Source organism: Pseudomonas sp. GW822-FHT06D10 (assembly GCF_058799535.1).
Genome location: NZ_JBXALN010000002.1, coordinates 510,187 through 533,354, shown reverse-complemented (window position 1 = coordinate 533,354; position 23,168 = coordinate 510,187). Strand labels below are relative to the sequence as shown.

Genomic DNA, 23,168 nt, shown 5'->3' with positions numbered 1-23,168 from the left:
GATTAACGGGTGATGCCGCGAGTCGAGGACTGGATCGAGTCACGAAATACCGCGACTTCAGGGAACTGTGCAGCCGGCTCGGCCAGCTCAGCCAAGGCCTGATCAACCGTCAGCCCCTGGCGATAGACCGTCTTGTAGGCACGACGCAGCGCGTGGATCGCATCTTCGCTGAAGCCGCGACGGCGCATGCCTTCGAAGTTCATGCTGCGGGCTTCGGCGGGGTTGCCGAATACGGTGACGAATGCCGGCACGTCCTTGCCGATGGCGGTGCCCATGCCGGAAAAGCTGTGGGCGCCGATATGGCAATACTGATGCACCAGGGTGAAACCGGAGAGAATCGCCCAGTCATCCACATGCACATGGCCGGCCAAGGCGGTGTTGTTGACCAGGATGCAGTGGTTGCCGATAACGCTGTCATGGCCGATGTGGGCATAGGCCATGACCAGGTTGTGATCACCCAGAGTGGTTTCGGAACGATCCTGCACAGTGCCACGGTGAATGGTCACGCCTTCGCGGATCACGTTGTGGTCACCGATCACCAGGCGGGTTTCCTCGCCCTTGTATTTCAGATCAGGCGTGTCCTCACCTACCGACGAAAACTGGTAGATGCGGTTGTGCTTACCGATCCGGGTAGGGCCCTTGAGAATCACATGGGGCCCGATCACTGTACCCTCGCCGATTTCCACACCAGCGCCGATGATCGACCACGGGCCAACCTCAACGTCGTCGGCCAAGACGGCCGTCGGATCGATGATTGCGCGAGGGTCAATCAAACTCATAGTTTGCGTTCCGCACAGATGATCTCGGCAGAGCACACCGGCTTGCCGTCGACCGAAGCCTGGCATTCGAACTTCCAGATCTGGCGCTTGCAGCTGATGAACTTGGCTTCAAGGATCAACTGGTCGCCCGGCAGCACCGGCTGGCGGAAGCGCAGCTTGTCGGAACCGACGAAGTAATAGAGGGTGCCGTCGGCGGGCTTCACGTCGAGCATCTTGAAACCGAGAATGCCCGCAGCCTGAGCCATGGCCTCGATGATCAGCACGCCCGGCATGATCGGGTGCGCAGGGAAGTGACCATTGAAGAACGGTTCATTGATGCTGACATTCTTGTAGGCACGAATGCACTTGCCTTCAACATCCAGGTCCACTACCCGATCCACCAACAGGAAAGGGTAACGGTGAGGCAAGTATTCGCGAATCTCGTTGATGTCCATCATTTCGGGGGGAAGCCTGTAGTAAAGAGTGGGAGCGCGCGACTAACGCACGCTCCTCTAGCAAATCAAGGAGGCAGTCTAGCGGCTGTGCACACTTGATATGGAAATGGTATCAGCCATCAGATGAAGCATTGCCGCCGGGGGTCACGTCCCCAACGCGCTTTTCCAACTGACGCAAGCGTCGAGCAAGGTCATCCAGCTGGCGGATGCGTGCCGCGCTCTTGCGCCACTCGGCAGCAGGCTGCATGGCCGTACCGGAAGAGTAGGCGCCCGGCTCGGTAATCGAGTGGGTCACCATGGTCATCCCGGTGAGGAATACGTTGTCGCAAATATCGATATGCCCAACCAGGCCCACGCCACCGGCGAGCATACAGTGCTTGCCGATCTTGGTACTGCCGGAGATCCCTACACAAGCAGCCATGGCGGTGTGATCACCGACCTGGACGTTGTGGGCGATCTGGATCTGGTTGTCCAGCTTCACGCCATTGCCAATGACGGTATCGGCCAGGGCACCGCGGTCGATCGCCGTGTTGACGCCGATTTCCACATCGTCACCGATGGTCACGCCGCCAATCTGGGCGATTTTCTGCCAGACGCCTTTTTCATTGGCAAAACCAAAGCCTTCACCACCCAGCACAGCACCTGACTGAATGACCACACGCTTGCCGATACGCACGTCGTGGTACAGGGTCACCCGTGGTGCCAACCAGCCACCTTCGCCGATTTCGCAGCGGGCACCGATAAAGCAGTGAGCGCCGATGGTCACACCTGCAGCAATCCGCGCACCGCTCTCGATCACGGCAAAGGGGCCAATGCTGGCCGCAGGATCTACCTGCGCATCAGCGGCAATCACCGCAGAAGGATGAACACCTGCCTGTGCCTTTGGCTTGGGATCGAACAAATGGGAAATGCGCGCATAGGCCAGGTAGGGATCGGCCACTACCAGTGCATCACCGGCATAGGCTTCGGCATCCGCGGCCTTCAACAGCACCGCGCCGGCCTGGCAGTCCACCAGGTACTTGCGGTACTGGGGATTTGCCAAAAAGCTCAACTGAGCTGGGCCAGCCTCCTGCAAGGTGGCTAGCCCAGTGATTTCTTTCTCCCCGTCGCCACTCAAGGTGGCGCCGAGGAACTCGGCCAACTGGCCGAGCTTTATGGTCGCGGTCATGGCTTACTTCAGCTGATTCATACGCTCGATAACCTGGCGAGTGATGTCGTACTGAGGTTTGACATCAATCACTGCGCCACGCTCGAAGACCAGGTCGAAACCGCCTTTCTTGATGACTTCTTCCACAGCGCTGTCCAGCTTCGGCTTCAGCTGCTTGAGCATTTCGCGGTCGGCAACGGCTTTGGCTTCGTTCAGCTCCTTGGACTGGAACTGGAAGTCACGGGCCTTTTGCTTGAACTCGAGTTCCAGGCGTTCACGCTCGCCCTGCTGCATCTTGTCGCCACCGGCCACCAGACGGTCCTGGATGCCTTTGGCGCTGCTTTCCAGAGTCTTCAGCTTGGTCAACTGCGGGCCGAACTTTTTCTCGGCATCCACGGCGTACTTCTTGGCTGCGTCAGATTCCAGCAGGGCCATCTGGTAGTTCAGGACGGCGATTTTCATTTCGGCAAATGCCGGGCTCGCGACCAGAACGGTGGCCAGGAGAACCAATTGAGTCAACTTACGCACGATGCACTCCTACAAAATCCATTGTCGTTATCTTGGATCAGGCTGTTAGAAAGTCTGACCGAGAGAGAATTGGAACACCTGGGTTTCAGCGTCATCCGGTTTCTTGATCGGCATCGCCAGGGCGAAGCTCAATGGACCCAGAGCGGTGACCCAAGTCACACCGACACCAACCGAACTGGCCAGATTGCTCAGGCTGATATCGTTGCACTGCGTTTTCACGTTCGACGCCGCAATGGTGTTGGACGTGCTTTCACAGCGAGAGTTGAAGACGTTACCCACATCCCAGAACAAGGAGGTACGCAGCGAGCGCTGATCCTTGACGAAGGGCAACGGGAACAGCAACTCGGCACCACCCTGGATCAATACGTTACCGCCGAATGGCAGTGGATCCTGGTCCGGGTCGGCAGCCGTACCGACGTTACCGGTTACACCAACACCACGACTAGGAGTACTGCGTGGGCCCAGAGTGCTGTCCTTGAAGCCACGTACCGAGTTGAAGCCACCAGCATAGTAGTTCTCGTAGAACGGCAAGCCCTTGGTATCACCGAAGCCGTCGCCATAACCCAGCTCGGTATGGAAGCGCATGGTGTAGTTCTCACTCAACGGCGTGAACAATTGGCCACGGTAGTCGAGCTTGAAGAACGACAGGTCGCTGCCCGGGGTAGTGGTTTCCAGCACCAGGCTTTGCGAGTGACCGCGGGTAGCCAATACGCCTTTGTTCAGGGTCGACTCGGACCAGCCGGCCGAGGCCTTGAAGTTCAGGTAGCTGTCGCCCTGCTTGTTCACGAAGTCGAAGATTTCGTCGACGGTGTACAGGCCGGTCTTGATCTTGTCCTGCTGCGCGGTCAGACCGAAGGTCAGACGCGAAGTCTCGCTGATCGGGTAGCCCACGCTGACGCCGGCACCCAGGCTGTCCACCGCATAGCTGGCCACGTCGACGTCGAGGTCTTTGTAGTCAGTGGTGCGATAGAAGGCGTTGTAGCCCAGGCTCACGCCATCGGCGGTCCAGTAGGGGTCTACGTAGCCGAAGTTGTAGCGGCTCTGGTATTCGCTGCGGGTCAGGCCGATGCTGACCTTGTTACCGGTACCCAGGAAGTTGTTCTGGGTGATCGAACCACCGAGGATCAGGCCCGCGCTCTGGGCAAAGCCGACGCTGGCGGTGATCGAACCGGATGCTTGTTCTTCAACTGCGTAGTTCACGTCTACCTGGTCATCCACACCCGGCACGGCCGGAGTCTCGACGTTGACTTCCTTGAAGAAGCCCAGGCGCTCAAGACGGGTCTTGGATTGATCGATCAGGTAGGTCGAAGCCCAGCCGCCTTCCATCTGGCGCATCTCGCGACGCAGCACTTCGTCCTCGGACTTGGTGTTGCCACGGAAGTTGATACGGTTGACGTAGGCACGCTTGCCCGGGTCCACCACAAAAGTGATGTCCACGGTGTGGTCTTCATCGTGAGGCTGAGGCACGCCGTTGACGTTGGCGAAGGTATAACCCTCGTTGCCCAGGCGGCGAGTGATGAGTTCGGAAGTGGTGGTCATCAGCTTGCGCGAGAACACCTGGCCCTTCTCCACCAGCAGCAGCGCCTTGACCTGGTCTTCAGGGACTTTCAGGTCACCGCTGAGCTTCACGTCACGAACGCTGTACTTCTCGCCTTCGTTGACGTTGACGGTGATGTAGACATGCTTCTTGTCCGGGGTGATGGACACCTGGGTCGAGGCGATATCCATGTTGATATAGCCGCGGTCCAGGTAGTAGGAACGCAGGCGCTCCAGGTCACCGGAGAGTTTTTCACGGGCGTACTTGTCGTCGTTCTTGAAGAACGACAGCCAGTTGGTGGTCTTGAGTTCGAACAGGCCGATCAGGTCTTCATCAGGGAAGACGGTGTTGCCTACCACGTTGATGTGCTGGATGGCTGCGACTGTGCCTTCGTTGATCTTGACCTTCAGGCCAACCCGGTTACGTGGCTGCGGCACGACTTCGGTTTCAACGCTGGCCGAGTAACGACCCTGAGCGACATATTGACGCTGCAGCTCGTTGCGCACGCCTTCGAGGGTCGCGCGCTGGAAGATTTCACCTTCCGCCAGACCGGACTGCTTGAGCCCTTTCATCAGGTCTTCAGTAGAGATCGCCTTGTTGCCTTCGATCTCGATACTGGCAACCGACGGACGTTCGACTACCGTGATGACCAGGACGTTGCCATCGCGGCCCAGCTGGATGTCTTGAAAGAAACCGGTTTTGAACAGCGCACGAGTGGATTCCACCAGGCGACGGTCGTCCGCCTGCTCGCCGACGTTCAACGGCAAGGCACCAAAGACGCTACCCGCGGAAACGCGCTGGAGGCCGTTGACGCGGATATCGGAGATAGTGAAGGACTCGGCGTGAACTTCGGCGATCATCAATACGGTGAGAACCGCAGTTAGCAGCAGACGTTTCATGAAGTCCTTTCTTATTCCAACTGGCAATAAACAAACTGCCGCAAAATGCGGCAGATTCGCAATTCAGCGAAGCGTTACAGACGACCCAGATCGTTGACCAGAGCAAGCAACATGACTCCGACCACCAAGCTGATACCGATCTGTATCCCCCAACCTTGCACCCGATCCGACAAGGGACGACCACGCGCCCACTCGATCAGATAAAACAGCAAATGCCCCCCATCCAGTACCGGGATGGGCAACAAATTCAGAACACCCAGGCTAATACTCAGATAAGCAAGGAAATTCAAGAAATCAGCAATGCCCGACTGGGCAGAAGCGCCCGCCACTTTAGCAATGGTTATCGGTCCACTCAAGTTTTTTACCGAGAGCTCGCCGAACAACATTTTCTTCAGCGATTCGAGGGTCAGAACGCTCATGGTCCAGGTCCGTCGGGCCCCTTCACCAATCGCCTCCAAGGGCCCGTAGCTGACCTCGCGAAGCATCTGCGGCGGCCAATCCACCGCTTTCACCCCGGCCCCCAGGTAGCCATTTGGCGCTTTGCTTTCGCCGCGGCTGGCCAAGGTCACGGGGACGTCGATTTGAGCATCATCGCGCTCGACATGCAGCACAATTTTCGTATCAGGGTGCACACGGACCCAATCCACCACTTGCTGCCAGTCATTGAGGGGCTGACCATCAAGGGCCAACAGACGATCGCCGGTCTTCAGGCCAGCGGCCTGGGCCGGGCCCTTGGGGTCAAGTTCAGCCAGCACCGGCGGCAGGGCCGGACGCCACGGACGAATGCCCAGGGAGCGAATCGGATCCGGCTCATCAGCCCCTTTCAACCATTTATCCAATTCCAGCTGACGTGGCGAATCCACAGTGGCGCCCTGTTCACGCACCAGCACCTGCAGCGCACCGCTTTCACCCAGGCGCCGCACCAGTTGCAGGTTCACGGCCGCCCAGCCGGTAGTCGGCTCGCCGTCGATGGCGACGATTTCCTGACCAGCACTGAGCCCGGCCTTGGCAGCAATACTGCCAGCCTCTACATCACCGATGACCGGCCGCACCTGCTGGCTGCCCAGTATCGCCAGGGCCCAGAAAAACACCAGTGCGAGGAGGAAGTTGGCAATCGGACCGGCAGCGACAATCGCGATACGCTGGCGAACCGACTTGCGGTTGAAGGACTGATCGAGCTCCTCGGCAGCTACCTCGCCTTCACGCTCATCCAGCATCTTCACGTAGCCGCCCAGCGGGATAGCGGCGATGACGAACTCGGTGCCGCGCCGATCATGCCAGCGCAGCAAGGGCATGCCAAAGCCCACGGAGAAGCGCAGAACCTTGACGCCACAGCGACGTGCGACCCAGAAGTGACCGAATTCATGGAAGGTGACCAGCACACCCAGGGCCACCAGGGTGCCGACAATCATATAGAGCGCGCTCATCTACTTTCTCCGCAATCCTATTCGCCGCCACTCGCCCCGGTCGCGAACCCTATCGCCCGTTACGCTGCAACCATTGTTGCGCCAGGACTCGAGCCCTGGCGTCTGCCGCAAACACTGCGTCGAGTTCATTGACTGCGACCACAGGCTCACGGGTTAAAACCTCATCGATGATACTCGCGATCTCCGGGTAGCGGATGCGCCGCTCGAGAAACGCCGATACCGCCACCTCATTGGCCGCATTCAGCATGGCCGGGGCGCTGTTACCCGCCTCGGCAGCTTGCCGCGCCAGGCGCAGACAAGGGAACCGCTGCTCGTCGGGTGCCTGGAAATCCAGGCGAGCAATGGCGAACAGATCCAACGGCGCTACACCGGAATCAATGCGCTCCGGCCAGGCCAGGGCATTGGCGATCGGGGTGCGCATATCCGGATTACCCAACTGCGCCAGGACCGAACCGTCGACGTAATCCACCAGCGAGTGGATCACGCTTTGCGGGTGCACCACCACTTCGACCTGGGAAGGCCTGGCATCAAATAGCCAGCAGGCCTCGATCAGTTCCAGCCCCTTGTTCATCATGCTTGCCGAGTCCACGGAGATCTTGCGCCCCATGGACCAGTTCGGATGGGCACAGGCCTGTTCGGGGGAAACATGCTCAAGCTCTTCCAGAGGCGTCTGACGGAAAGGACCGCCCGAAGCCGTCAGAAGAATACGTCGCACACCGACCCGACTCAGCCCGCGGGAAAAATCCGCGGGCATGCATTGAAAGATCGCATTGTGTTCACTGTCGATAGGCAACAGCACGGAACCACTCTTGCCCACTGCCTGCATGAACAGCGCGCCAGACATCACCAGCGCTTCCTTGTTGGCCAACAGGATCTTCTTGCCAGCCTCAACCGCCGCCAGAGTCGGGCGCAACCCCGCCGCACCGACAATCGCCGCCATCACGGCATCGACTTCCGGAGCCGAGGCCACCTCGCACAACCCCTGCTCCCCCACCAGCACCTGGGTAGCCTGGCCGGCGGCGCGCAAATCTTGCTGAAGGCGGCTGGCGGCCGCGGCCTCGGGCACCACCGCAAAACGGGGCTCATGCTTTACGCACAACGCCAGCAGCTCGGCCAGACGCGTGAAGCCCGTCAGGGCAAACACTTGATAACGATCCGGATGACGGGCAATCACATCCAGGGTGCTCAGACCGATAGAGCCGGTAGCCCCCAGAACCGTGATCTGCTGTACAGCAGTCACAGCGCAGCCATCCACAACAGTACGGCAAACACCGGAATGGCCGCAGTCAGGCTGTCGATGCGGTCCAGCACCCCACCATGACCGGGCAGCAGGTTGCTACTGTCCTTGATACCCGACTGGCGCTTGAACATGCTCTCGGTCAGGTCGCCGACCACCGAAATAAATACAACGATCGCTGCACCCAGCAGCCCCAGGATCATCTGCCCTAGGGTCCAGTCACGCACCAGCCCTACCACCGCGGTGATCACCAGGCTCAACGCCAGGCCGCCGTACACGCCCTCCCAGCTCTTGCCCGGGCTTACCTGGGGCGCCAGCTTGCGCTTGCCGAAGGCCTTGCCGGAGAAGTAGGCACCGATATCCGCGCCCCACACCAGCACCATCACCGCCATGATCAACCAATTGCCCAGTGGCAGTTGCTTGATGAACACCAGCCCTTGCCAGGCCGGCAGCAGGATCAGCAGGCCGATCAACAACTTGGGTGCGGCACCGGACCACTGCTCGCTGGAACGCGGATAGGTCAGCACCAGGTAGGTCGCCAGCGCCCACCACAACACCGCAGCACCCAGCACCCAGGGCGCAACACCCGGAACCAGATGCATCAGGAACAACAGCGCCGCCACCACCACGGCGAAGGCCACCCGAGCCGGCTGCGCCTCGAAGCCCGCCAGACGCGCCCACTCCCAGGCACCGAGGCTTACCACCAGACCGATGAACAGGGCGAACCCCGAGCCTTCGAGCAGGAAGAACCCGCACAAGGCGATCGGCAGCAGGATCAGCGCAGTAATGATTCGTTGTTTAAGCATTAAACCCGGGCTCCAGCCTCGACCTGCTCGCTCGTCTTACCGAAGCGTCGCTGGCGAGATGCGTAATCGGCCAATGCGTTACGCATGGCTTCGTGTTTGAAGTCCGGCCAGAACAGGTCGGAGAAATACAGCTCGGCATAGGCCAGCTGCCACAACAGAAAATTGCTGATGCGATGCTCGCCACCGGTCCGGATGCACAGGTCCGGCAGCGGCAGGTCGCCGGTCGCCAGGCAGGTCTGCAGCAGGCCCGGAGTGATGTCCTCAGGCCGCAGATGCCCGGCCTGGACCTCGCGCGCCAGGCGCTGGGCGGCCTGAGCGATATCCCACTGGCCGCCATAGTTGGCGGCGATCTGCAGGATGAAACGATCACTGCCCGCGGTAATGGCCTCCGCTTCGCGCATCGCCGCCTGCAACTCGGGATGGAAGCGCGAACGATCGCCAATGATCCGAAGGCTGATGTTGTTCTCGTTGAGGCGCTTGGCTTCACGACGCAGGGCCTTGAAGAACAGATCCATCAAGGCACTGACTTCGTCAGCCGGGCGCTGCCAGTTTTCACTGGAAAAGGCAAACAGGGTCAGCACCTCGACCTTGGCCTCAGCGCACACTTCGATCACTGCACGTACCGCATCGACACCCGCCTTATGCCCGGCGACACCCGGCATAAAGCGTTTTTTTGCCCAGCGGTTATTACCGTCCATGATGATTGCCACATGACGAGGCACCGAGGACAACACGGACTGCTTGGTCTTTTCCATGAAAACGCCTGACCCTTATACGGCCATCAAGTCCTTTTCTTTTTCCTCAGTCGCCTTGGCGATCTGAGCTTCAAAGTCCTTGATCAGCTTATCGATTTCGGCGCTACCACGGCGTTCTTCGTCTTCGCTGATTTCCTTGTCCTTGGTCAGCTTCTTCAACTCACCCAGGGCATCGCGGCGAATGTTGCGCACTGCAACCCGTGCATCCTCGGCGGCAGCACGCGCCTGCTTGGTGAAGCCCTTGCGGGTTTCCTCGGTCAGCGGTGCCATCTTGATCAGCAGCAGCTCACCCAGGTTGGTCGGATTGAGGTTAAGACCGGCACTGCCGATGGCCTTGTCGATGGCTCCGAGCATATTGCGCTCGAACGGCACTACCTGCAGGGTCTGGGAGTCCTTCACGGTAACGTTGGCAACGCCACTCAACGGTGTGTCGGTACCGTAGTAAGGCACCATCACACTGCCCAGGATGCTGGGGTGAGCCTTGCCGGTGCGAATCTGGCCGAATGCATGGGCCAGGGACTCCAGGGATTTCTTCATGCGCTCTTGAGCGTCTTTCTTGATTTCGTTGATCATTGCTCGCCTTCCTCGATCAGGGTTCCTTCAGCGCCACCATGCACGATATTCAGCAGGGCGCCGGGCTTGTTCATGTTAAATACCCGCAGCGGCATCTTGTGGTCGCGGCACAGGCAGATTGCCGTCAGGTCCATCACTCCCAGCTTGCGATCCAGCACTTCATCGTAAGTCAGATGATCGAACTTCTCGGCATGCGGGTCCTTGAACGGGTCTGCAGTGTAAACACCATCGACCTTGGTTGCCTTGAGCACCACGTCGGCATCGATCTCGATAGCACGCAGGCAGGCTGCGGAGTCGGTGGTGAAGAACGGGTTGCCGGTACCGGCCGCGAAGATCACCACCTCTTTGGAGTTCAGGTGGCGCATCGCCTTGCGACGGTCATAGTGATCGGTCACGCCGACCATGGAAATAGCCGACATCACGATGGCCGAGATATTCGCACGTTCCAGTGCATCACGCATGGCCAGGGCGTTCATCACAGTGGCCAGCATGCCCATGTGGTCGCCCGTGACCCGATCCATCCCGGCCGCGCTCAATGCAGCGCCGCGGAACAGGTTGCCACCACCGATCACCAAGCCTACCTGGACGCCGATACCAACCAGTTGGCCGACTTCCAGCGCCATGCGATCCAGCACCTTGGGATCGATCCCGAACTCTTCCGAGCCCATCAGGGCCTCGCCGCTAAGCTTGAGTAGAATGCGTTTATAGCGAGCTTGATAACCACTGCCCTGCTGAGCCATTGCGAATCTCTCCTGCGGCGTATTTAAAAAATTCTTTGCGGGCTGTTTACAGCCTGCGTTCACTCTAGCTTGACGCTGTCACAGCGCCATCAGAACACGACTTTGTAAGGCGGTTCCGAGGATAAACAACTAAATTACCCTGCCCATTTGAAAAGAGGCTGCGCGCGTGAGCGGGCAGCCTCTTCTGGGCGACAGTTGAAAAAACCGTCTTACTGTTGCTTGGCAGCAGCCAGTTGTGCAGCAACTTCTTCGGCGAAGTTGTCTTCTTTCTTCTCGATGCCTTCACCTACCGCGAAACGGGTGAAGGAAACGATTTCAGCGCCGCCTTTCTTGGCCAGAGCACCTACGGTGATTTCTGGGTCCTTGACGAAAGCTTGCTCAACCAGGCTGGCTTCGGCCAGGAACTTGCTGATACGACCAGCGATCATTTTTTCAACGATTTCGGCTGGCTTGCCTTTCATCTTGTCTTCGTTCAGCTGCAGGAACACAGCCTTTTCACGCTCGATCGCTTCAGCCGAAACTTGCGATGGCAGCAGGAACTCAGGGTTGCTGGCCGCTACGTGCATGGCGATGTCTTTGGCCAGTTCAACGGAACCGCCTTTCAGAACAACCGCAACACCGATCTTGTTGCCGTGCAGGTAGGTGCCGACCACGTCGCCTTCAACGCGAGCCAGACGACGGATGTTGACGTTCTCGCCAGTCTTGCCAACCAGGATCAGGCGGGCAGCTTCTTGAGCTTCGATCAGCGGAGCGGCGTCAGTCAGCTTGTCAGCGAAAGCCTTTTCCACGCTAGCGGCAACGAATGCCTTGAAATCGTCCTGCAGAGCCAGGAAGTCGGTCTGCGAGTTGACTTCCAGCAGGACAGCGGCTTTACCGTCGTCCTTGATGGCGATAGCGCCTTCAGCAGCAACGTTGCCTGCTTTCTTGGCAGCCTTGATGGCGCCGGAAGCACGCATGTCATCAATGGCTTTTTCGATGTCGCCGCCGGCCTTGGTCAAGGCCTTTTTGCAGTCCATCATGCCTTCGCCGGTACGCTCGCGCAGTTCTTTGACCAACGCTGCAGTAATCTCTGCCATTTTCAAAATCCTCTTGGATAGGTTTTCAACCATTCCACCCGATCGAACGGGCGCTCAATTCTTGGGCATTGCCCCGAAACCACTTCATAACAGCCCCGCATTACAGAAACTGTCGGGGCGCGACGACGAAATGATTTTCGAGTTGGCAAAAAGGGGGCCAAGCCCCCTTTTTGCGTGCTGAGTCAACGCTACGCGTCAGTTACTCAGGCTTCAGCCGCCGGTGCTGCAGCTTCTTCGAACACTTCGGTGCCGCCAGCAACGTTGTTGCGACCACGGATCACAGCGTCAGCCATCGAACCCATGTACAGCTGGATGGCGCGAATGGCGTCATCGTTGCCTGGGATGATGTAGTCAACGCCTTCCGGGCTGCTGTTGGTATCGACAACGCCGATGACCGGGATGCCCAGCTTGTTGGCTTCGGTGATCGCGATGCGCTCGTGGTCAACGTCGATCACGAACAGTGCGTCAGGCAGGCCGCCCATGTCCTTGATACCACCCAGGGAACGATCCAGCTTTTCCAGATCGCGAGTGCGCATCAGCGCCTCTTTCTTGGTCAGCTTGGCGAAAGTGCCGTCTTCTGCTTGCACTTCAAGGTCACGCAGACGCTTGATGGAAGCACGGATGGTTTTGTAGTTGGTCAGCATGCCGCCCAACCAGCGGTGATCGACGTACGGCGAACCGCAACGTGCTGCTTCTTCAGCAACGATCTTGCCAGCGGAACGCTTGGTGCCGACGAACAGAATCTTGTTTTTGCCCTGGGCCAGACGCTCTACGAAAGTCAGAGCTTCGTTGAACATTGGCAGGGTTTTTTCAAGGTTGATGATGTGGATCTTGTTGCGCGCGCCGAAAATGTACTTGCCCATTTTCGGATTCCAGTAACGGGTTTGGTGACCGAAGTGCACACCGGCCTTCAGCATATCGCGCATGTTGACTTGGGACATGATAGTTCCTTAATAAGTCGGGTTAGGCCTCCACGTATCCCAATGACCAACCAACAGCTTGTGCTGAGGGCACCCAGGTCATCGTGTCGACACGTGTGTGGGTTTGAGCTTTTCGGGGCATCCCCGGAAAGCGGCGCATTTTATACCACAGCAAGGGCAAAAACGGAACCCGGATTCACACTCGGCGATCCGCAGGCATTTTGCCCGCCTCTTGGAATCGGTCCAGAATGCACCATTGTATAGAGAGAAGCGCCAGCAGAACCTCAGATTTGCGCTGAGCCTCTGTTAGAATCGCACCTTTGCGGCTTTTGAAAACCTTGCTGGCCCATCGTAGGCCAAGCCTTGCGCATGCGGGTTTTCGAGCCATTTCCGTGTTTATCGCGCCCCTGGGCGTCAAGAGAGCCTGTATGACCGTCACCCTCAAAACTCCCGAGGACATCGCCAAAATGCGTGTCGCCGGCAAACTGGCCGCCGACGTGCTGGAAATGATTGCCGAGCATGTCAAACCCGGTGTCACCACCGAAGAACTGGACCGCATCTGCCATGACTACATCGTCAATGTGCAGGGTGCGATCCCTGCCCCGCTGAACTACAAGGGCTTCCCCAAATCCATCTGCACCTCGATCAACCACGTGGTGTGCCACGGCATTCCCAACGAGAAGCCGCTGAAGGATGGCGACACCCTGAACATCGATGTGACCGTCATCAAGGACGGCTACCACGGCGACACCAGCCGCATGTTCCACGTCGGCACCGTGCCGGTCTGGGCCGAGCGCCTGTCGCAGATCACCCAGGAATGCATGTACAAGGCCATTGAACTGGTGAAACCGGGCTGCCGCCTGGGCGACATCGGCGAAGTGATCCAGAAGCACGCGGAAAAGAACGGTTTCTCGGTGGTTCGCGAGTTCTGCGGCCACGGCATCGGCAAGGTGTTCCACGAAGAGCCGCAGATCCTGCACTACGGCCGTGCCGGTACCGGCATGGAACTCAAGGCCGGCATGACCTTCACCATCGAGCCGATGATCAACCAGGGCAAGGCCGACACCAAGGTCCTGGGCGACGGCTGGACCGCCATCACCAAGGACCGCAAGCTCTCCGCGCAGTGGGAACACACCCTGCTGGTGACCGAGACCGGCTACGAGATCTTCACCCTGCGCAGCGATGACACCATCGCCCGGGTATCTGCCTGATCCACAACGCTGCGTCCCGACCTTATAGATAGAAAGGAAAGCCAATCGATGCCGCAGGTGGACCCCGAACTCTTCGACCGCGGCCAGTTCCAGGCGGAACTGGCCCTGAAGGCCAGCCCTATCGCCGCCTTCAAGAAGGCCATCCGCCAGGCACGGGAAGTGCTCGATACGCGCTTTCGCAGTGGGCGGGAGATCCGCCGGCTGATCGAAGACCGCGCCTGGTTCATCGATAACATCCTGCAAAAGGCCTGGGACCAGTTCAGCTGGAGCGAAGACGCCGACATCGCCCTGGTGGCGGTCGGCGGCTACGGTCGCGGCGAGCTGCACCCCTATTCCGACATCGACCTGCTGATCCTCCTGGACAGCGCCGACCACGAAATTTTCCGCGACTCCATCGAACGCTTTCTTACCCTGCTCTGGGACATTGGCCTGGAAGTCGGGCAAAGCGTGCGCTCGGTGGACGAATGCGCCGAACAGGCGCGGGCCGACCTGACGGTGATCACCAACCTGATGGAAAGCCGCACCATTGCCGGCCCCGAGCACCTGCGCCAGCGCATGCTGCAAGTGACCAGCACCGAGCACATGTGGCCGAGCAAGGATTTCTTCCTGGCCAAGCGGGCCGAGCAGAAGGCCCGCCATCACAAGTACAACGACACCGAATACAACCTGGAGCCCAACGTCAAAGGCTCGCCGGGTGGGTTGCGGGACATCCAGACCATCCTCTGGGTCGCGCGCCGCCAGTACGGCACCCTGAACCTGCGGGCCCTGGCCGGCGAAGGCTTCCTGGTGGAAAGCGAAAACGCGCTCCTGGCCTCGTCCCAGGAGTTCCTGTGGAAGGTCCGCTACGCGCTGCACATGCTCGCGGGGCGCGCCGAGGACCGCCTGCTGCTCGACCACCAGCGTTCCATCGCCACCCTGCTGGGCTTCGAGGGCGAAGATGCGAAACAGAGCATCGAAAGCTTCATGCAGCAGTACTACCGGGTGGTGATGAGCATCGCCCAGTTGAGCGACCTGATCATCCAGCACTTCGAGGAGGTGATCCTCGCCCCCGAGGACGAGGCACCGCCACAGCCGATCAATGCGCGCTTCCAACTGCACGACGGCTACATCGAGGCGATCAACGACAACGTGTTCAAGCGCACGCCGTTCGCCATGCTGGAGATCTTCGTGCTGATGGCCCAGCACCCGGAAATCAAGGGCGTGCGCGCCGACACCATCCGCCTGCTGCGCGAACACCGGCACCTGATCGATGACGACTTCCGCCACGATATCCGCAACACCAGCCTGTTCATCGAGCTGTTCAAGTGCGAAATCGGCATCCACCGCAACCTGCGACGGATGAACCGCTACGGCATTCTCGGACGCTACCTGCCGGAGTTCGGCTTCATCGTCGGGCAGATGCAGCACGACCTGTTCCACATCTATACCGTGGACGCCCACACGCTGAACCTGATCAAGCACCTGCGCAAAATGCAGTACACGCCGATCTCCGAGAAATTCCCGCTGGCCAGCAAGCTCATGGGCAAGCTGCCCAAGCCCGAGCTGATCTACCTGGCCGGTCTGTACCACGACATCGGCAAGGGCCGTCATGGCGACCACTCGGAAATCGGCGCCGTGGATGCCGAAGCCTTCTGCGTGCGCCACCAGTTGCCGCAGTGGGATACCCGGCTGATCGTCTGGCTGGTGCAGAACCACCTGGTGATGTCCACCACGGCTCAGCGCAAGGACTTGTCCGACCCGCAGGTGATTCACGATTTCGCACAGATCGTGGTCGACCAGACCCGCCTCGACTACCTCTACGTACTGACCGTCGCCGATATCTACGCCACCAACCCGACGCTGTGGAACTCCTGGCGCGCCAGCCTGTTGCGCCAGCTCTACACCGAGACCAAGCGAGCCCTGCGCCGCGGCCTGGAAAACCCGGTGGACCGCGAAGAGCAGATCCGCCAGACCCAGAGCGCCGCCCTGGACATCCTGGTGCGCAACGGCACCGACCCGGACGAAGTGGAACAACTCTGGTCGCAACTGGGGGACGACTACTTCCTGCGCCACACCGCCGGCGACGTGGCCTGGCACAGCGACGCGATCCTCCAGCAGCCGGCCGACGGCGGGCCGCTGGTGCTGATCAAGGAAATCACCCAGCGCGAGTTCGAGGGCGGCACCCAGATCTTCATCTACGCCCCGGACCAGCACGACTTCTTCGCGGTGACCGTGGCCGCCATGGACCAGCTCAACCTGAACATCCATGACGCGCGCATCATCACCTCCAGCAGCCAGTTCACCCTCGACACTTACATAGTCCTGGACAATGACGGCGAATCCATCGGCAACAACCCGCAGCGAGTCGAGCAGATCCGCAAGGGCCTGACCGACGCCCTGCGCAACCCCGACGACTACCCGACCATCATCCAGCGCCGGGTGCCGCGCCAGCTCAAGCATTTTGCCTTCGCCCCCGAGGTGACTATCCACAACGACGCCCAACGCCCGGTGACCGTGCTGGAACTCAGCGCCCCGGATCGCCCGGGTTTGCTGGCGCGGATCGGCAAGATCTTCCTGGAGTTCGACCTGTCGCTGCAGAACGCCAAGATCGCCACCCTGGGCGAGCGCGTGGAAGACGTGTTCTTCATCACCGATGCGCACAACCAGCCCCTGTCCGACCCCCAGCTGTGCAGCCGCTTGCAGGATGCGATCGTCGAGCAGTTGAGCGTCAGCCACGAACCGACTATCGAAATGACCCGCCTGAGCATCTGACGGGTCCGAACCACCGCTTTGAGTGAGATACCGCCTCCATGAACAACGCTCTGAACCAGTTGCAGCCCTACCCGTTCGAAAAGCTGCGCGCCTTGCTCGGCACCGTGACGCCCAACCCGGACAAGCGCGCCATCGCCCTGTCCATCGGCGAACCCAAGCACCGCTCGCCAAGCTTTGTCGCCGAAGCCCTGGCCAGCAACCTCGATCAGATGGCGGTCTACCCCACCACCCTGGGCATCCCGGCCCTGCGCGAAGCCATCGCCGGCTGGTGCGAACGGCGCTTTGGCGTGCCCGCGCTCTGGCTCGACCCGGCGCGCAATGTACTGCCGGTCAACGGCACCCGCGAAGCGCTGTTCGCCTTCACCCAGACCGTGGTCAACCGCGGCGAAGACGCCCTGGTGGTCAGCCCCAACCCCTTCTATCAGATCTACGAAGGCGCGGCCTTCCTCGCCGGGGCCAAGCCGCACTACCTGCCGTGCCTCGACGAAAACGGCTTAAACCCGGACTTCGACGCCGTGCCGGTGGAGATCTGGCAGCGCTGCCAGATCCTCTTCCTGTGCTCGCCGGGCAACCCCACCGGCGCGCTGATCCCGCTGGACACCCTGAAGAAGCTGATCGCACTGGCCGACGAGCACGACTTCGTGATCGCCGCCGACGAGTGCTACAGCGAGCTGTACTTCGACGAACAGACACCGCCGCCGGGCCTGCTCAGCGCCTGCGTCGAACTGGGCCGCAAGGACTTCAAGCGCTGCGTGGTGTTCCACAGCCTGTCCAAGCGCTCCAACCTGCCGGGCCTGCGCTCGGGCTTCGTCGCCGGTGATGCCGAGATTCTCAAGGGCTTCCTGCTGTACCGCACCTACCACGGCTGCGCCATGCCGGTGCAGACCCAACTGGCCAGCGTCGCCGCCTGGAACGACGAAGTGCACGTGCGCGCCAACCGCGCCTTGTACCGGGAGAAATTCGACGCGGTGCTGGCGATCCTTGCGCCCGTGATGGATGTGCAGCGCCCGGACGGCAGCTTCTACCTGTGGCCGAACGTGGCCGGGGATGACGCAGCCTTCTGCCGCGACCTGTTCGAACAGGAGCATGTGACCGTGGTTCCGGGCTCCTACCTGTCGCGGGATGTGGACGGCACCAACCCGGGCGCCGGCCGGGTACGCATGGCGCTGGTAGCGCCGCTGGCGGAATGCGTGGAAGCCGCGGAACGGATTCGCGATTTCGTGCTGCGTCGCGCTTGAGGCCTTTCGCCGGCAAGCCGGCTCCCACAGCAGGAGCCGACTGCCGGCGAACGCCTCACTTCACCTGCCCCAGATTGGCCTCGCTCATATCCAGGTCGGCCAGTACTTCGCGTAGCACATCGTCGCCAATCTGATGCTGGCGGCTCAGCCGATACAGCTCCAGCCGTTGCGCTCGCAGGGCCTTGATCCGCAGGCGCCGCTCCAGCAAGTCCATCTGGAACGCCAGGGCCTGGGCCTCGGCGGAATCGTTGTAGACCTCCAACTGATGCCGGTACTCGGCCATCAAGCGCCCCTTGAGTTCGGTGGCCAGGGCCGCCTGGGCGGCATCCGGGGTCTCACCGGTGTCAGCCACTTCTTCGGCTTCCAGGGCATGGATCGCCGCTTCGGCAGTCTTGCGCCAGGCATCCCGCACTTCCCCACGGCGCTTGTCGTCAGGGCTCTTCACAATGCCGCGCAGCAGCAGCGGCAGGGCAATGCAGGCCGCCACCAGGGACAGCAGGATCACCCCGGCAGCGATGAAGATCAGCAGGTCGCGCTCCGGAAAGGCTTCGCCGGCACCGAGAAACAACGGTACCGACATCACACCGGCCAGGGTTACCGCCCCGCGCACTCCACCCACGGTCAGCAACCAGCAGGAACGGGCGGTCGGCACCAGGGTCAATTCGCCCTTGCCGCGCCAGCGCCGCAGCAGGCCGGACAGGCGCCAGATGCTCTGCACCCAGATGAAACGCAACACCAGCAGCACCAGGAAAATCGCCACCACATCCAGGCAACGGTAGAACAGGGTCGGCCACAGCGAGGTCTCGTGACTGACCACGGCCTTGATGATGTCCGGCAGCTGCAACCCCAGGAGCAGGAAGATCAGGCCGTTGAAGGCGAACTCCAGCAGTGACCAGACGCTGCGATTGAGCAGCCGGGTGCTGGTCTGGCGCGGCAGCAGGTCGAGCCAGCTCTGCATCATCCCCGCCGCCACCGCCGAGAGAATGCCCGAGGCCCCCAGGCGCTCGGCCAGCACATAGGCGGCGAACGGCAAAAGCAGCATGAACACCACGTGGGTCGCCGGGTCATCCCAGCCTCGGGCGATCATCCAGGCCCGCAGGCGCCCCACCAGCCAGCTCAGTGCCACCCCGACCGCCAGGCCGCCCACCGCCACCAGGACGAAGGTCAGGCTGGCGTTGGCCAGGGAGAACACCCCGGTCACCGCCGCTGCCAGGGCGAACTTGAAGGTCACCAGGCCCGAGGCGTCATTCATCAGCGCCTCCCCCTGGAGCATGTGCATCAGGGGCGTGGGCAAGCGGTTCTGGGAAATCGCCGATACCGCCACGGCGTCGGTGGGCGAAAGCACGGCGGCCAGGGCAAAGGCCACCGGCAACGGAATGCTCGGCAGCAGCCAATGGATGAAGTAGCCGGCGCCCACCACGGTGAACAGCACCAGCCCTACTGCCAGGGTCAGGATCGGCCCGCGCAGGCGCCAGAACTCGCGCTTGGGCATGCGCCAGCCATCGGAAAACAACAGCGGCGGCAAGAACAGGAAGAGAAACAGCTCCGGGTCCAGGGCCACGTGCAACCCTAGGGTCGGCCAGGCCAGCAAGGCGCCGGCGGCAATCTGCACCAGGGGCAGCGGCAGTGGAATCACCCGTCCGACAAGACGCGAGAGGCTCACCAGCATCAGCAGGATGAGGACGGTATAGGCGGTTTGCATAAAGCGGGCTTCCCGATCTGAAACTTCAAAGCAGACACACAACGGCGGCAGGAATTCACCGCAGAAGTGCCATATTAGCCGCTTAAGCTGCGTTTACGCCGCTGCACAAAAGTCGCAACGGCGCCCGGGCGTGGAAACACAATGCGACAAAGCCCCGCAGCAGCCGACGCCGAATCGGCGCGGTCGTGGCATAATCCGTGACCTTTCATCTCCAGCATCTCCAAAGGGGGCAATTCCTTGACCGCTTCAAGCAAAACGTTGCACCTTTTCGGCATCAAAGCCTGTGACACCATGAAAAAGGCGCGCACCTGGCTCGATGAACACGCTGTCAGCTATGACTTCCATGATTACAAAACCTCCGGCATTGACCGTGAGCACCTGAATCAGTGGTGCGACGAGCACGGCTGGCAGGTGGTGTTGAACCGCGCGGGCACGACCTTTCGCAAACTCGATGACGAAAGCAAAGCCGATCTCGACCAGGCGAAAGCCGTTGAACTGATGCTCGCGCAACCTTCGATGATCAAGCGCCCGGTGCTCGATCTCGGAGACAAGACCCTGATTGGCTTCAAGCCAGACCTTTACGCAGCGGCGCTCAAGTAAGCCTGCTCAATCAATTTCGCAAGAGGTAACTGCATGTCCACTACCCTGTTCAGCCTGGCATTCGGTGTCGGCACCCAGAACCGTCAAGGCGCTTGGCTGGAAGTGTTTTACGCATCGCCCCTGCTCCAGCCCGCGGCTGAAATCGTCGCTGCCGTAGCGCCGATCCTCGGCTACAGCGAAGGCAACCAGGCCATCACGTTCACCACCGCCCAGGCCGCGCAAATGGCCGACGCACTGAAAAGCATCGACGCCACCCAGGCCGCCCTGCTGACCCGCCTGGCCGAAAGCCACAAACCGCTGGTAGCGACCCTGCTGGCCGAAGATGCCCAGCTGACCTCCACTCCAGAGGCCTACCTGAAGCTGCACCTGCTGTCCCACCGCCTGGTCAAGCCGCACGGCCTGAGCCTGGCCGGCGTGTTCCCGCTGCTGCCGAACGTGGCCTGGACCAGCCAGGGCGCCATCGACCTCGGCGAGCTGGCCGAGCGTCAACTGGAAGCCCGCCTGCGCGGCGAGCTGCTGGAAGTGTTCTCGGTGGACAAATTCCCGAAAATGACCGACTACGTGGTGCCGAGCGGCGTGCGTATCGCTGACAGTGCGCGGATCCGCCTAGGCGCCTACATCGGCGAAGGCACCACCGTGATGCACGAAGGTTTCGTCAACTTCAACGCCGGCACCGAAGGCCCGGGCATGATCGAAGGCCGGGTTTCCGCAGGCGTGTTCGTCGGCAAGGGGTCGGACCTGGGCGGCGGCTGCTCCACCATGGGCACCCTGTCGGGTGGCGGCAACATCGTGATCAAGGTCGGCGAAGGTTGCCTGATCGGCGCCAACGCCGGTATCGGCATCCCGCTGGGCGACCGCAATACCGTGGAGTCGGGCCTGTACGTGACCGCCGGCACCAAGGTGGCGCTGCTGGACGAGAACAACCAACTGGTCAAAGTGCTCAAGGCCCGGGAACTGGCCGGCCAGCCGGACCTGCTGTTCCGTCGCAACTCGGAGACCGGCGCCGTGGAGTGCAAGACCCACAAGTCGGCCATCGAGCTGAACGAAGCGCTGCACGCTCACAACTAAGCAGCGATTCGGTTTCACTGGAACCGGCCAGGCGCTTATCATCGGCGCCCGGCCTGTTCAAACGAGTTCTGCCACCATGCTTGTAGCCTCCCCCTGGCGCGCCGACTTCCCGGCCATCGCCGCCCTGCATCGCCAGGACCAGACGTACCTGGACAACGCCGCCACCACGCAAAAACCCCAAGCAATGCTGGACGCCCTGGCGCACTACTATGCCAACGGCGCCGCCAACGTTCATCGTGCGCAACACCTGCCCGGCGCCCACGCCACCCAAGCGTTCGAAGACAGCCGCAGTAAGGTCGGCCAATGGCTGAATGCCGGTGACAGTGGGCAGATCGTCTTCACCCACGGCGCGACCTCCGCGCTGAATCTTCTGGCCTACGGCCTGGAGCACCAATTTTCCCCGGGCGATGAAATCGTCATCAGCGCCCTGGAGCACCACGCCAACCTGCTGCCCTGGCAGCAACTGGCCCAACGCCGCGGTCTCAAGCTGCTGGTCCTGCCCCTGGACCCGGACGGCCTGATCGACGTCGACGCGGCAAGCCGCTTGATCGGCCCGCGCACCCGTTTGCTGGCGGTGAGCCAGCTGTCCAACGTGCTTGGCGCCTGGCAACCCTTGACCCCACTGCTGGCCATGGCCAGGGCCCAGGGCGCACTGACGGTGATCGACGGCGCCCAGGGCGTGGTTCATGGCCGCCACGATGTGCAGGCCCTGGGCTGCGACTTCTATGTGTTCTCCAGCCATAAGCTGTACGGCCCGGATGGGGTCGGCGTGCTGTTTGGCCGTCATGCAGCACTCAAGGGCCTGCGCCACTGGCAGTTCGGCGGTGAAATGGTCCAGGACGCCGATTACCAGCACGCCAGCTTCCGCCCCGCCCCCCTGGGGTTCGAGGCCGGTACGCCGCCGATTGCCGGGGTCATCGGCCTGGGTGCCACCCTGGATTATCTCGCCGGCCTGGATCAGCAAGCACTGGCCGACCATGAAGCAGCGCTGCACGCCTACCTGCTGCACGGCTTGCAGGCGCGCAATGGCATCCGCCTGCTGGGCTCGCCGCAAGTGGCCCTGGTCAGTTTTGTCGTGGATGGGGTGCACAACGCCGACCTGGCGCACCTGCTGACCGAACAAGGCATTGCCGTACGCGCCGGGCATCACTGCGCCATGCCGCTGATGAAGAGCCTGGGGTTGGCCGGAGCGATTCGCGTGTCATTGGCGCTGTACAACGATTCCGAGGACCTGGAGCGTTTCTTCGAAGCCCTGGATCAGGCCCTGGAGCTGCTGCGATGAGCCTGCCGGCGGATGCCGTCGCCGCCCTGGAGATTTTCCAGGGGGCTGCCGGCTGGGAACAGCGGGCGCGCCTGCTGATGCAATGGGGCGAGCGCCTGCCGCCCCTGAGCGAGGCCGACCGGGTCGAGGTCAACCGGGTGCACGGCTGTGAAAGCCAGGTCTGGCTGGTGGCGGCCCTGGAAAACGGTCATTGGCAGTTTGCCGCGGCCAGCGACGCGCGGCTGATTCGCGGGCTGGTGGCCCTGCTCCTGGCGCGGGTCAATGGCCTGACGGCACAGCAGTTGCGGGAAGTGGACCTGGCCGACTGGTTCAACCAGTTGGGCCTGTCGCGCCAACTCTCGCCTTCACGCAGCAATGGCCTGAACGCCGTCTTGCAACGCATGAGCGAACTGGCCAGCGCCCCGTAGCTCCGTAGGAGCCAGCTTGCTGGCGAACAGGCTCATAAGCCTTGCACCCTC

21 protein-coding genes are annotated in these 23,168 nt (G+C 61.2%); 7 read left to right on the top strand and 14 right to left on the bottom strand.

Translation table 11 applies throughout. The features are described from left to right. Nucleotides 1-2 precede the first annotated feature (2 nt). The 13 genes from lpxA to rpsB form a co-directional block, all read right to left on the bottom strand. Nucleotides 3-779, bottom strand: a complete 777-nt coding sequence (gene lpxA, locus AC1RL5_RS07940) for an acyl-ACP--UDP-N-acetylglucosamine O-acyltransferase (protein ID WP_072451166.1) — start codon at nt 777-779, stop codon at nt 3-5. Continuing rightward, the gene (fabZ, locus tag AC1RL5_RS07935; RefSeq protein WP_007924058.1) at nt 776-1,216 is read right to left on the bottom strand and encodes a 3-hydroxyacyl-ACP dehydratase FabZ; all 441 of its coding nucleotides are present in this window, start codon (nt 1,214-1,216) and stop codon (nt 776-778) included. Before fabZ ends, lpxA begins: the two co-directional genes overlap by 4 nt. A gap of 109 nt (nt 1,217-1,325) precedes the next feature. Beyond that, nucleotides 1,326-2,381, bottom strand: coding sequence for a UDP-3-O-(3-hydroxymyristoyl)glucosamine N-acyltransferase (gene lpxD / locus AC1RL5_RS07930; RefSeq protein ID WP_011059534.1), 1,056 nt, complete (start codon nt 2,379-2,381; stop codon nt 1,326-1,328). A 3-nt stretch (nt 2,382-2,384) separates the two neighbouring features. Further along, on the bottom strand, nt 2,385-2,888 hold the full coding sequence (locus AC1RL5_RS07925) for an OmpH/Skp family outer membrane protein (RefSeq protein WP_011059533.1): 504 nt from the start codon (nt 2,886-2,888) through the stop codon (nt 2,385-2,387). A 45-nt stretch (nt 2,889-2,933) separates the two neighbouring features. Beyond that, a complete protein-coding gene (gene bamA / locus AC1RL5_RS07920) occupies nt 2,934-5,324 on the bottom strand; it encodes an outer membrane protein assembly factor BamA (protein WP_072451168.1) in 2,391 nt (796 codons plus the stop codon). A 74-nt stretch (nt 5,325-5,398) separates the two neighbouring features. Further along, on the bottom strand, nt 5,399-6,751 hold the full coding sequence (rseP, locus tag AC1RL5_RS07915; protein ID WP_072451169.1) for a sigma E protease regulator RseP: 1,353 nt from the start codon (nt 6,749-6,751) through the stop codon (nt 5,399-5,401). A gap of 49 nt (nt 6,752-6,800) precedes the next feature. After that, nucleotides 6,801-7,991 carry a 1-deoxy-D-xylulose-5-phosphate reductoisomerase gene (ispC, locus tag AC1RL5_RS07910; protein ID WP_072451170.1) on the bottom strand — a complete coding sequence of 397 codons (1,191 nt, stop codon included), beginning with the start codon at nt 7,989-7,991 and terminating at the stop codon, nt 6,801-6,803. Further along, on the bottom strand, nt 7,988-8,794 hold the full coding sequence (locus tag AC1RL5_RS07905; RefSeq protein ID WP_011059529.1) for a phosphatidate cytidylyltransferase: 807 nt from the start codon (nt 8,792-8,794) through the stop codon (nt 7,988-7,990). Before AC1RL5_RS07905 ends, ispC begins: the two co-directional genes overlap by 4 nt. Further along, nucleotides 8,794-9,549: a polyprenyl diphosphate synthase gene (gene uppS / locus AC1RL5_RS07900; protein WP_011059528.1), complete on the bottom strand. Its 756-nt coding sequence runs from the start codon at nt 9,547-9,549 to the stop codon at nt 8,794-8,796. Before uppS ends, AC1RL5_RS07905 begins: the two co-directional genes overlap by 1 nt. Before the next feature lie 15 nt (nt 9,550-9,564). Next, entirely contained in the window at nt 9,565-10,122 is a 558-nt protein-coding gene (gene frr / locus AC1RL5_RS07895; RefSeq protein WP_011059527.1) for a ribosome recycling factor, read from the bottom strand. Then, nucleotides 10,119-10,862, bottom strand: coding sequence for a UMP kinase (pyrH, locus tag AC1RL5_RS07890; RefSeq protein ID WP_011059526.1), 744 nt, complete (start codon nt 10,860-10,862; stop codon nt 10,119-10,121). The genes frr and pyrH overlap by 4 nt, the downstream gene beginning before the upstream one ends. A 209-nt stretch (nt 10,863-11,071) precedes the next feature. Further along, complete coding sequence (tsf, locus tag AC1RL5_RS07885) at nt 11,072-11,938, bottom strand: translation elongation factor Ts (protein WP_011059525.1); 867 nt, start codon at nt 11,936-11,938, stop codon at nt 11,072-11,074. A gap of 203 nt (nt 11,939-12,141) precedes the next feature. Further along, on the bottom strand, nt 12,142-12,879 hold the full coding sequence (gene rpsB, locus AC1RL5_RS07880; RefSeq protein WP_011059524.1) for a 30S ribosomal protein S2: 738 nt from the start codon (nt 12,877-12,879) through the stop codon (nt 12,142-12,144). Nucleotides 12,880-13,286: 407 nt separating this feature from the next. Between rpsB and map the strand changes: the two genes are divergently transcribed. From map to dapC, 3 genes are read left to right on the top strand one after another with little or no spacing between them, the layout of a single operon-like run. Next, on the top strand, nt 13,287-14,069 hold the full coding sequence (gene map, locus AC1RL5_RS07875; RefSeq protein ID WP_011059523.1) for a type I methionyl aminopeptidase: 783 nt from the start codon (nt 13,287-13,289) through the stop codon (nt 14,067-14,069). A gap of 48 nt (nt 14,070-14,117) precedes the next feature. Then, nucleotides 14,118-16,820 carry a [protein-PII] uridylyltransferase gene (locus AC1RL5_RS07870; protein WP_011059522.1) on the top strand — a complete coding sequence of 901 codons (2,703 nt, stop codon included), beginning with the start codon at nt 14,118-14,120 and terminating at the stop codon, nt 16,818-16,820. Nucleotides 16,821-16,858: 38 nt separating this feature from the next. Beyond that, on the top strand, nt 16,859-18,058 hold the full coding sequence (dapC, locus tag AC1RL5_RS07865) for a succinyldiaminopimelate transaminase (RefSeq protein ID WP_093404440.1): 1,200 nt from the start codon (nt 16,859-16,861) through the stop codon (nt 18,056-18,058). A 55-nt stretch (nt 18,059-18,113) separates the two neighbouring features. On the opposite strand, the gene AC1RL5_RS07860 is transcribed toward dapC, so the two are convergent. Continuing rightward, entirely contained in the window at nt 18,114-19,760 is a 1,647-nt protein-coding gene (locus AC1RL5_RS07860) for a Na+/H+ antiporter (RefSeq protein ID WP_015634329.1), read from the bottom strand. Nucleotides 19,761-19,997: 237 nt separating this feature from the next. On the opposite strand from AC1RL5_RS07860, the gene AC1RL5_RS07855 reads away from it, so the two are divergent. From AC1RL5_RS07855 to AC1RL5_RS07840, 4 genes are all read left to right on the top strand, one after another. Further along, complete coding sequence (locus AC1RL5_RS07855; RefSeq protein ID WP_011059519.1) at nt 19,998-20,360, top strand: ArsC family reductase; 363 nt, start codon at nt 19,998-20,000, stop codon at nt 20,358-20,360. Nucleotides 20,361-20,393: 33 nt separating this feature from the next. Next, complete coding sequence (dapD, locus tag AC1RL5_RS07850; RefSeq protein WP_011059518.1) at nt 20,394-21,428, top strand: 2,3,4,5-tetrahydropyridine-2,6-dicarboxylate N-succinyltransferase; 1,035 nt, start codon at nt 20,394-20,396, stop codon at nt 21,426-21,428. 76 nt (nt 21,429-21,504) lie between these two features. Next, on the top strand, nt 21,505-22,710 hold the full coding sequence (locus tag AC1RL5_RS07845; RefSeq protein WP_072451172.1) for an aminotransferase class V-fold PLP-dependent enzyme: 1,206 nt from the start codon (nt 21,505-21,507) through the stop codon (nt 22,708-22,710). Next, nucleotides 22,707-23,117 carry a SufE family protein gene (locus tag AC1RL5_RS07840; protein ID WP_169892715.1) on the top strand — a complete coding sequence of 137 codons (411 nt, stop codon included), beginning with the start codon at nt 22,707-22,709 and terminating at the stop codon, nt 23,115-23,117. The genes AC1RL5_RS07845 and AC1RL5_RS07840 overlap by 4 nt, the downstream gene beginning before the upstream one ends. The last annotated feature ends 51 nt before the right edge of the window (nt 23,118-23,168 follow it).

What these genes read in the sequence shown, in the direction of transcription:
- tsf (WP_011059525.1), bottom strand. Translation starts at nt 11,938, where the DNA reads ATGGCAGAGATTACTGCAGCGTTGGTCAAAGAACTGCGCGAGCGTACC.
- frr (WP_011059527.1), bottom strand. Translation starts at nt 10,122, where the DNA reads ATGATCAACGAAATCAAGAAAGACGCTCAAGAGCGCATGAAGAAATCC.
- rpsB (WP_011059524.1), bottom strand. Translation starts at nt 12,879, where the DNA reads ATGTCCCAAGTCAACATGCGCGATATGCTGAAGGCCGGTGTGCACTTC.
- rseP (WP_072451169.1), bottom strand. Translation starts at nt 6,751, where the DNA reads ATGAGCGCGCTCTATATGATTGTCGGCACCCTGGTGGCCCTGGGTGTG.
- fabZ (WP_007924058.1), bottom strand. Translation starts at nt 1,216, where the DNA reads ATGATGGACATCAACGAGATTCGCGAATACTTGCCTCACCGTTACCCT.
- uppS (WP_011059528.1), bottom strand. Translation starts at nt 9,549, where the DNA reads ATGGAAAAGACCAAGCAGTCCGTGTTGTCCTCGGTGCCTCGTCATGTG.
- AC1RL5_RS07870 (WP_011059522.1), top strand. Translation starts at nt 14,118, where the DNA reads ATGCCGCAGGTGGACCCCGAACTCTTCGACCGCGGCCAGTTCCAGGCG.
- pyrH (WP_011059526.1), bottom strand. Translation starts at nt 10,862, where the DNA reads ATGGCTCAGCAGGGCAGTGGTTATCAAGCTCGCTATAAACGCATTCTA.
- dapD (WP_011059518.1), top strand. Translation starts at nt 20,394, where the DNA reads ATGTCCACTACCCTGTTCAGCCTGGCATTCGGTGTCGGCACCCAGAAC.
- AC1RL5_RS07860 (WP_015634329.1), bottom strand. Translation starts at nt 19,760, where the DNA reads ATGCAAACCGCCTATACCGTCCTCATCCTGCTGATGCTGGTGAGCCTC.
- AC1RL5_RS07845 (WP_072451172.1), top strand. Translation starts at nt 21,505, where the DNA reads ATGCTTGTAGCCTCCCCCTGGCGCGCCGACTTCCCGGCCATCGCCGCC.
- bamA (WP_072451168.1), bottom strand. Translation starts at nt 5,324, where the DNA reads ATGAAACGTCTGCTGCTAACTGCGGTTCTCACCGTATTGATGATCGCC.
- map (WP_011059523.1), top strand. Translation starts at nt 13,287, where the DNA reads ATGACCGTCACCCTCAAAACTCCCGAGGACATCGCCAAAATGCGTGTC.
- lpxA (WP_072451166.1), bottom strand. Translation starts at nt 779, where the DNA reads ATGAGTTTGATTGACCCTCGCGCAATCATCGATCCGACGGCCGTCTTG.
- AC1RL5_RS07840 (WP_169892715.1), top strand. Translation starts at nt 22,707, where the DNA reads ATGAGCCTGCCGGCGGATGCCGTCGCCGCCCTGGAGATTTTCCAGGGG.
- dapC (WP_093404440.1), top strand. Translation starts at nt 16,859, where the DNA reads ATGAACAACGCTCTGAACCAGTTGCAGCCCTACCCGTTCGAAAAGCTG.
- lpxD (WP_011059534.1), bottom strand. Translation starts at nt 2,381, where the DNA reads ATGACCGCGACCATAAAGCTCGGCCAGTTGGCCGAGTTCCTCGGCGCC.
- AC1RL5_RS07905 (WP_011059529.1), bottom strand. Translation starts at nt 8,794, where the DNA reads ATGCTTAAACAACGAATCATTACTGCGCTGATCCTGCTGCCGATCGCC.